At 55.9% G+C, this 578-nt stretch carries 1 pseudogene; it reads left to right on the plus strand.

Annotated elements, in window-relative coordinates:
* Window positions 1–578, plus strand: a pseudogene (locus ACXAH1_RS24660) (hypothetical protein); the annotation flags it as partial.

The following is a 578-nucleotide window of genomic DNA, read 5'->3' on the forward strand; positions in this document are numbered from 1 at the left end:
TGGACGCAGAGCCTGAATTCGAAGAGCCAGCAGCCGAGGAAGCGACAGTAAGCGATGAAGCCCTGGCCGATGAAGACTTCCCTGAGTTTGACGAAGAAGACGCGTTGAGTGCGATGGACGCAGAGCCCGAAGTCGAAGAGCCTGCAGCGGAACAAGCTCAAGAGGAAGCGACATTAAGCGACGAAGTGTTAGCCGACGAAGACTTCCCTGAGTTTGACGAAGAAGACGCGTTGAGTGCGATGGACGCAGAGCCTGAATTCGAAGAGCCAGCAGCCGAGGAAGCGACAGTAAGCGATGAAGCCCTGGCCGATGAAGACTTCCCTGAGTTTGATGAAGAAGATGCGCTAGCTGCGATGGACGCCGAGCCCGAAGTCGAAGAGCCTGCAGCGGAACAAGCTCAAGAAGAAGAGACGGTAAGCGATGAAGCTCAGGCCGACGAAGACTTCCCTGAGTTTGATGAAGAAGATGCGCTAGCTGCGATGGACGTCGAGCCCGAAGTCGAAGAGCCAGCAGCGGAACAAGCTCAAGAAGAAGCGACGGTAAGCGATGAAGCTCAGGCCGACGAAGACTTCCCTGAG

It is taken from the genome of Pseudoalteromonas sp. AWH4_217 (genome assembly GCF_056161105.1).